The sequence below is a fragment of the Candidatus Methylacidiphilales bacterium genome (assembly GCA_025056655.1).
GTDB lineage: Bacteria > Verrucomicrobiota > Verrucomicrobiia > Methylacidiphilales > JANWVL01 > JANWVL01.
The window spans coordinates 1-7,706 of sequence record JANWVL010000027.1 but is presented as its reverse complement, the minus strand read 5'-3'; the positions used below and the strand labels follow the sequence as shown (position 1 = coordinate 7,706).

The window sequence follows — 7,706 nt, the reverse complement described above, 5'->3', positions numbered from 1 at the left end:
TGACGGTTTAATGAAATCATCGGATGGCGCTCTGTTGAGTAATAGAGAAATTATGCAGAAAGCCATCGGAGATACAATAAAAATACTTAAAGAGAAGACTGGCAGGGAGTTTAAGCCTACTTTTATAAGAGAAGCAATCGCCTGTTATAAGCGCCTGACGCCAGAATTTATACAGATTGCCATAGCATATAACTTCTCTATGAGCTTTATTAAGAAAGCCAGTATGATGAGCCCAACCGCTCAAAATGAAATGGCACAAGCTATTATAAATAGTCGAGATGATGAAAGAAATGTAGAGAAACAAAATAGAAGATATGGATCTGGTAATCGGTCGTTAGTGGAACGAATGAAGAAAATAAAATTGCAAATAGGTTTGTTAGCCGATAATATCTTAAACAGCAAGAATAAAATTTTTGCCGCTAATCCTGAAAATAAGGAAGAAATAGTTCAGTCAATAAAATCCTCTATCATACAACTGAAGCACATTCTGGATTATATTGAAGGTGTATCTCGCAAAGGATAAGATATGAACGGAAAAGTATACCGATATGATACAGAAATAGAGCTACAGAAATACTGGGTAGAGTCTATCAAACTAAGAGTAAGAAGAACTTTTCTGTATGGCGGTTTATTTTTTCTAACCTTATCATTGACCCTTATTTCAGAAAATTTAAGAGATTTAATCACCCTCCCGTTTAATAATACAATAGCATATGGTTATTTAGACACAAAGAATTTAGATCGTGACTTTGGTTTTTTAAAAATATATAGAGTTAATGTTATTTATATACACGAAAACTCTGTTTATAAATTGCCATCTTTTTTAATAGATTATAATGCTGAATGTGATAATCCAAATTCGGTCGAGAATAGTTATTTTATACCCCCCATCTTGTGCAAATTTCTGATAGAAACAGGATATGATCGTTTAGATAGTGAAAATGATATTATACCCATTCGTATTAGATTGGACAACCCAAACAAAGGGATGCCGTACTTAAGTGGTGGCATAATATATAGCATTGCAATTGTGTTTTTCTTTCTAACCGTCTCATCTATATCTTTATTCATCTATAATTTATTTAAAATGAACGTTGAGTTTCGTTATTTATACGGCACGACAATAAGTATTCCTATTATCAAAATTCTCACAATCAATTCACGTTTAGAATATAATGATAATAAAAATAATGGCTCGACATGATTTATAATAAATTATTTTAATTTCGGCCTCACTCTCTCTGTCTTGTGCAATATAAATAGATACTTTTCACAATCATTTGTTTGTATTTTGCTATAAAATCAAACACTTTGCACTATTATATTTCATCTTGGCGCAAATTACGTTTACTGATGAGTTGCGGCTCTACATGACATACTGAATTTAAGTTCTTCAGCTCATCGATATTTTGAAGAGATGCTGCTATGTTTTTATCTTCCCTTTCAAGCCATGCCGCATTAGGGGCATAAGGGATAATTTCAGAGACGACAAATCCAAGTTCTTTAAATTCATCTTTCTTATCTAAAATAAAACAGTTTGTTTCTAGCCGTACGAAAATCCTACCAGTAGGCACACATAAGAGTCCACCTTCGCCTTGATAAACCGCAGTCGTGTTCATTTCTGTGTCGAATGTACCATCTCCTTCTAAAATGCAAAAAATATCGCCACCCTCCTCTATCATTAGAATTTCTTCTCTATCAGAACATTGATATGAAGATGTACATTTGACTGCATAATAGACTGAAGAAAGCGTGTAGATGACCTCATGCTGTCCTGTCTTTATCCTTAAATTCGTCGGGTACTGATAAAGTTTGTTTTTTGTTCCCATGGCTCTCCTCCTGCGACATCAAAATATGTGGCTGTAATCCTAATCATACCATTTATACATCAGACTAGATATTGTTGCACATCGTGCTATTAATAATATCATAGCCTTTGCTCTGGTGAAGTATATGATAGAATAATATACAATTAATTAATCAATGAGCTAATAAAAATCATTCGTATTCTATTTATATGTGTTCTCTCAAATTGCTGTGGATCTCATTAGCTGGTATCAACAAGCGTGTTTCTTTTTAACGTTTTCTGGGGAGTAGCGAAAATTGGTTTTGTTTGTATTATAATATATATCATGGTTGAATCACATCCTCTCATATTTCGCATGATGTTCGGTCATCATACTTTTTATCCAGTGTATTACAATGCACATCGTGTTATTAATAAGTATCCCGAACAACTCTTTTTGTCCTGTATGTATGGATTAATGACAAAAACTAATGATGACCGTAATACTGCAGATCGCCTGATTTATTTGGCTATGACAAAAGATCAAAGGGCAATTCCTGTTTTGCAACAGTACAAGTATCATACGCAACAAGATATTCAAACTTCTGCCCTTGTAGGTTTATATATACTCGGCCACAAGGCAATCAGTCAAGACCTCAAACAGTATATTCACGCCGATGATCAAAATAGGTCAGTGGCATTCTTGGAAGCTATAGAAAAAGTTGTGTATTGCGAAGAAGTTTTAGAAGATGACCTAGTTGATCTTGTTATAGAATTAATAAAGAGTAAAGATAATTTAGTTCGCGTTATGGCGATACATTTATTGTATCTTATGATTAATAAATATGGGAGCATGGCTTCTGATAAAATAAAGAGAGAATTTAATGCATGTATGGAGAATAAGCTCAAGGCAAAAAAGAAATCTTTCACACAATATGATTATATTGTTCATCTTAAGGAAGAATTTAAATACACTAAAGATTATCACCTGAAGAAATATATAATAAATATTCTAGGAGAAATCGGAGAAATAGCGGAGTATAATTTTATTAAATACATCTTCGATGAGTATATAAATAATTTTCAACCCGATATGGTCTATGCTATGGGAAGAATTATTCATAGAATAATTGAAGGAAAGGTAAAATTAAATTGCTCAACGAATGATGATTTTGTTGATTATTATGTTAAAGATTATCTTGATTTCTTACTTAAGATTAAGGGTTATTCTATATATTCTTTGCAACCTTCTGGCAATAAAAATGTGAAAGGAGTTTTATTGAATATAATAGAGTCTAAGAATTGTGTAGAATATTGTCTATTTTCATCTATGTTATATTTGGGAAGTGAAAGAATAAATTCATCCATCATTAACTCATATATCAACTCAGGTGGCCAAGCAACACTCAATATGAGTAACTATATATTAAACAATATGACTTTTCATGAGGACTATATCATTGAATTTGCCCTTAATATTGCTTTTAGTGAATATAGAAAAACACAAGGATATTTTTCTGATTTCTTATGCCATATTCTTACATATAGGCCGGATGTTTTAAGTAAAATAAAAGACTACGCGACATCAATTGACATTTTTGTTAAAAACTGGGGGAGTAATATTCATGGTGTTTGTTTTTTATGGTTAGCCAATATCATGGATTATCAAAATGAACTCGATGATTTATGTAATGCCCTCTTGTTTCACGGCAAAGATAATCCTCAATTTATTTCAGATACGACTGCCGTATTTTTAATGACAAAAACAGAAAAATCTCTCAGATCTTTGTTTAAAAACGCGAACGTGTTTTTTAATTCGCATAATAATTATGGCATGGAAATAATTAGATATATAGATGATAAGTTTGTTATTAAGCAGGCCATGGAAATTTTTAACGATGATAAATGCATAGATAATCGTCGAGCTATAATCCATATTCTATGTAAATACAAAGAGAATGCTATATATGATCTAATTTATTCACCTTCAGATTACGAAAATAAACCTGGAGATAGATTCGAAATTTTAAATTACATATCAGAGTTTCACAATGGAGCTAAATCAAAAACCGACCGATTTATATTTTAGCGGCTAAAATCAACTTATGCTTTGAATGTGTTCTTATATTTTATTTACGGCCTGTAAAATGATTGATCTTGTTTATTATAGCATTAATTCTATAATGCTTTTATTTGTGAAATATTTAGATATAATGAGGCTATATAATTATTCATATTGTTGATTATTATTTTTACTAGCTCTTCCTGAAAATTGTTTGCTTAGATCAAGATATATCTGATTATATCTACCATGGTAATTTAAAGTAATATGTCTAATCAATCCACCATTACAATACTGCAATGTACTTAATATCTAAATACCTGTTGTCTGCAATATCAATATAGAGTTAGATGAATCGTGAAGCTATTTAAAGTATATAACAGTTCACTGCTCATATGATGAAATAGGCGTATTGCTACGTCTGACTCATGTGAATAGCTGATCATGAAAACTAAAGTGTGAGAAGCGGTTATGATAATGAACGATGTGTCTAATAAATAAAGTATAAAGACATGCGCATTTGACTTAACAAGTCATCTTCTCTTTTTTGTCTACTCCAATTTATATCATTACCTCCCATAAATATCTGAATCTTTAAATTAAGCTATTAAGCATAGATCTGTTATTATATTAAAGATTGTTCATTGTTTTATCTGTAGGATGATGGTTTTATGTTTAATTAAAAGCAACTGATTTCAATTTGGAGAGAGCTTAAAAGAGATATAATTATAGTATGGAAAAAAATCGCAGGCACACATTATTTAAGTTTTTGTATAATATAATTATAGATGACAAAAAAATAATAGATTCCGATGATTTATTTCATTTTAAAGAATTTAAGGAGTCAATATTGATTGCTTCTCTTGGATGTCTATTATCTAATTCTATTCATCAAGAACAAATTGCATACTTACTAATATACCTAGCTTTGCTTGAAGATAAAAGAGTAAACCAAATCTTCGATCTATTTGCCAAAAGTAATAATTATTTGATAAGATTAGCGGTATATATGAGATTATACATGATGGGTGATAAGGATATACTACCTTTGATTAAAGAATATGCAGAATATCAAGACCCGAAAATCAGGTGTGTTTTAATAGATCTTGCCTCTTATATACTCTCATATCAATACCCACCAGATGATGGACTTTTAGATATTATCATAGGAAGAACACAAGATCAGGATAAAGATGTGGCTAGAAATGCTATTCTAAGTTTAAGAACAGTGAGAAGTGATCTTAAGTTAAAGCCACTTTTTGCTTTATCCCTCTCGGATATAGAAAATATATCTACCCCTGCCATTACTGCACTAAGAGATTGTAAAGACATTTCAGTTAAGAATTTAATCAAGCAAACTATATTAGGTGCCTATTCTTCTTGCTCTCGGGATAAATTTATTGAATTATTGGGCTACATTGGAGATCTAGACGACTATGAATTTATAAAGAATAATATACACAATTTTGATGATAGAGAAAAAGAGATAGCGCTTGATGCTATGGGCCGCATTATATTTGCTTTTAGAGAAGATATCCTCAAAAAAGGAGGAAATGTTAAAAGCCAAGATGAGCGTATAATAGAAAAGTATTCAAAAGATTTTTATGATTACATAGAAAAATATAATACACAAGACGTTGTTTTATATGGTTATAGCGGTGATCAACGAGCAATAAAGAAGTTTTATGAGTATATAGATAAAGACATGCCACTAGGTAAAGCAAATCTACTGTACGCTCTTTACTTCTTTAAAAACGAAAGAATTACGCGGGATGTTTTTCAAAAGCTGTTGGATTTGAGAATAAAATATCCAGCTCTGGATATAGATTGCACGATAAATCTTAGTAGACAGATAAGTCAAGAGGCATTACTACAATGGTTGGACAATATACCCTATTTTAGCGAATTCTTTTATACTTCCTTCCCAAGACAGATCAATACTATGTTAGAATCGAATAAATTATCTTATCTTGATATACTTGATATGTTCAGCCTTATATCCAATGCAGAGATATTGGAGGATAGATTTGCAGCTAAATCTGCATGCCTGATGATGTTATTATGTATAAATAAAGGCCAGATAGATAAAGAAATAGATGAAATTATAATGAAGGAAAGAAACGATCTAAAATTTCTAGATAGGACAATAAATATATTATTTTCAATAGGAGATGATTCAGCTCTCCACACCTTTTTTAGAAATTCGCAGATATTTGTTAAGGCATTGAACACGAAACACTATGAATTAATGAAGTACATAGGAGATGATAAAATAAGCAATGCTGCTTTGGAGATAATCATAGTTAAAAAGCAAAAACCACTTCAAAAAGTAATTAAGCATATACTTAATGTATATAGCAAACATAAGGAAAATGACTGCCCATTTTTGGCATAATTAGATCTATGAGTAGCTGAATTCTATTTACATTATAGCCGTTGAAAATATTTATATTTAAAATATATAGATAAAATAAAACTCCACGGCAATTGCTATATTGCACGCAAATAAGTATAATTTAAATAGATACACTAACTATTCTAATCATATTTTTTGTCGGTATATTTATTTTGTTTCATCCTCCATAAATTGGATGAATCGAGATTATTAGATTAGTCCGTCTTTTTATTCGTTTGTCTCGATTTATATAACCCGAGCTACCAAGCAGGTCAATAAATTGGGTTATAATATAATATATGCCAGCTCATTATTCACTAGTTGATTTACTATACCATATGGAAAATATTAAAATTACTGCTGATATTTACAAGCGCATAGAATTTTCATTCAATTTGTACCCAAATGAGACATTATCTCTGATGAGATTATATTGTAATATTTTCGATACTTATCCTAGTAAGTTTGTTTCATTGAAATTCTTAATAGATAAGGGGCTGATTACTTCTTTTGAGTTAAAAAACTTAATGGGAAAAATGGAACGAACGATTTATCTTTTCTTTTATTATTATTTATTGTACATATCAGGCAATCTTCAAGCTCTAACTGAAATGCGCGTGGCGCTTGATCCACCACCGCTTGCAACACCGCTTCATCGCGGGATAGAGTATCTACCAGCTCATCACGCAGCGCGTCCGGCGCTCGACCTGCGTGATGAGATAGACGCGTTTTTTTACTCCCGACGAATGTGAACAGCTCATCGAGCTCGACGACAGTATCGTCGTCGGTTGGGGGCTGTGGGATGGGGGCAGCCAAGGCACGTTCACCGGCGCACTTGACCCAGTTGGCTACCGATTGCGCACTTGACACGCAGATTGCGCCCGATGCGTCGGAAGCTGTGGCCATCTAGATACATCTCGACGGCTTGGCGACGGATGTCAAGCGGGTAGCCGATTGGGTTGGGCTGAGGGGTGAAATGACGATTGCAGGCCTTGCACAGGTAGCGCTGGCTGCTGCTGTGATTCTTGCCTTGTTTAACCACCGATTCGCTTTGGCATCTTGGACACTTCATGTATCCAATTTATTTACTCCCCCCTTACTTGCTCTTGCTGATCTGGTAGCATTTGCTTTAAGCATCGCGCGGGTTCATCGTCCTCCCTCCCTTAAGCGCTCCGGCAGGCACGGACTCGCTTAAGGTGTAGACAACAGTGGGGCTTGGTCGAAACCGACGATGTTGGCCGGGTTGGCCGGTGTGGAGAAACTCTAATGACCGCTTCTGAAGTCGGCAGATTCGCCTTGCGCGATTCGCAAGATGTGGCTTCGTCTCGCGCGTCCCAGGCCGCATTGGCGCGGAACGCGCTCTACGTCGCGCTGGCCGCGGCCTGGGTAGCGACCTGTGGCAGCCTATACATGAGCGAGGTATTGGGCTGGATCCCCTGTCTGTGGTGTTGGTATCAGCGCAT

At 33.8% G+C, this 7,706-nt stretch carries 8 protein-coding genes; 6 read left to right on the top strand and 2 right to left on the bottom strand.

The genetic code is table 11. From position 1 onward, the window contains the following. Positions 1-523, top strand: a 523-nt coding sequence (locus NZM04_01045; GenBank protein MCS7062630.1) for a hypothetical protein, incomplete at its 5' end; no start/stop codon positions are given. 3 nt (positions 524-526) lie between these two features. Beyond that, positions 527-1,204, top strand: a complete 678-nt coding sequence (locus tag NZM04_01040) for a hypothetical protein (protein MCS7062629.1) — start codon at positions 527-529, stop codon at positions 1,202-1,204. A 115-nt stretch (positions 1,205-1,319) separates the two neighbouring features. On the opposite strand, the gene NZM04_01035 is transcribed toward NZM04_01040, so the two are convergent. Continuing rightward, positions 1,320-1,829: a hypothetical protein gene (locus tag NZM04_01035; GenBank protein ID MCS7062628.1), complete on the bottom strand. Its 510-nt coding sequence runs from the start codon at positions 1,827-1,829 to the stop codon at positions 1,320-1,322. A gap of 237 nt (positions 1,830-2,066) precedes the next feature. Here NZM04_01035 and NZM04_01030 point away from each other — a divergent pair, with 237 nt between their 5' ends. After that, positions 2,067-3,875, top strand: coding sequence for a hypothetical protein (locus tag NZM04_01030; protein MCS7062627.1), 1,809 nt, complete (start codon positions 2,067-2,069; stop codon positions 3,873-3,875). Between the two features lie 706 nt (positions 3,876-4,581). Continuing rightward, a complete protein-coding gene (locus NZM04_01025; GenBank protein ID MCS7062626.1) occupies positions 4,582-6,243 on the top strand; it encodes a hypothetical protein in 1,662 nt (553 codons plus the stop codon). A gap of 501 nt (positions 6,244-6,744) precedes the next feature. On the opposite strand, the gene NZM04_01020 is transcribed toward NZM04_01025, so the two are convergent. After that, positions 6,745-7,149, bottom strand: coding sequence for a hypothetical protein (locus NZM04_01020; GenBank protein MCS7062625.1), 405 nt, complete (start codon positions 7,147-7,149; stop codon positions 6,745-6,747). A gap of 19 nt (positions 7,150-7,168) precedes the next feature. Between NZM04_01020 and NZM04_01015 the strand changes: the two genes are divergently transcribed. Beyond that, positions 7,169-7,438, top strand: a complete 270-nt coding sequence (locus NZM04_01015; protein MCS7062624.1) for a hypothetical protein — start codon at positions 7,169-7,171, stop codon at positions 7,436-7,438. Between the two features lie 71 nt (positions 7,439-7,509). Continuing rightward, a partial coding sequence (locus tag NZM04_01010) for a disulfide bond formation protein B (GenBank protein ID MCS7062623.1) occupies positions 7,510-7,706 on the top strand: 197 nt, incomplete at its 3' end.

Bases quoted from the DNA above. Each gene is read 5' to 3' on its own strand.
- NZM04_01040 (MCS7062629.1), top strand. From the start codon at position 527: ATGAACGGAAAAGTATACCGATATGATACAGAAATAGAGCTACAGAAA.
- NZM04_01035 (MCS7062628.1), bottom strand. From the start codon at position 1,829: ATGGGAACAAAAAACAAACTTTATCAGTACCCGACGAATTTAAGGATA.
- NZM04_01025 (MCS7062626.1), top strand. From the start codon at position 4,582: ATGGAAAAAAATCGCAGGCACACATTATTTAAGTTTTTGTATAATATA.
- NZM04_01020 (MCS7062625.1), bottom strand. From the start codon at position 7,149: ATGGCCACAGCTTCCGACGCATCGGGCGCAATCTGCGTGTCAAGTGCG.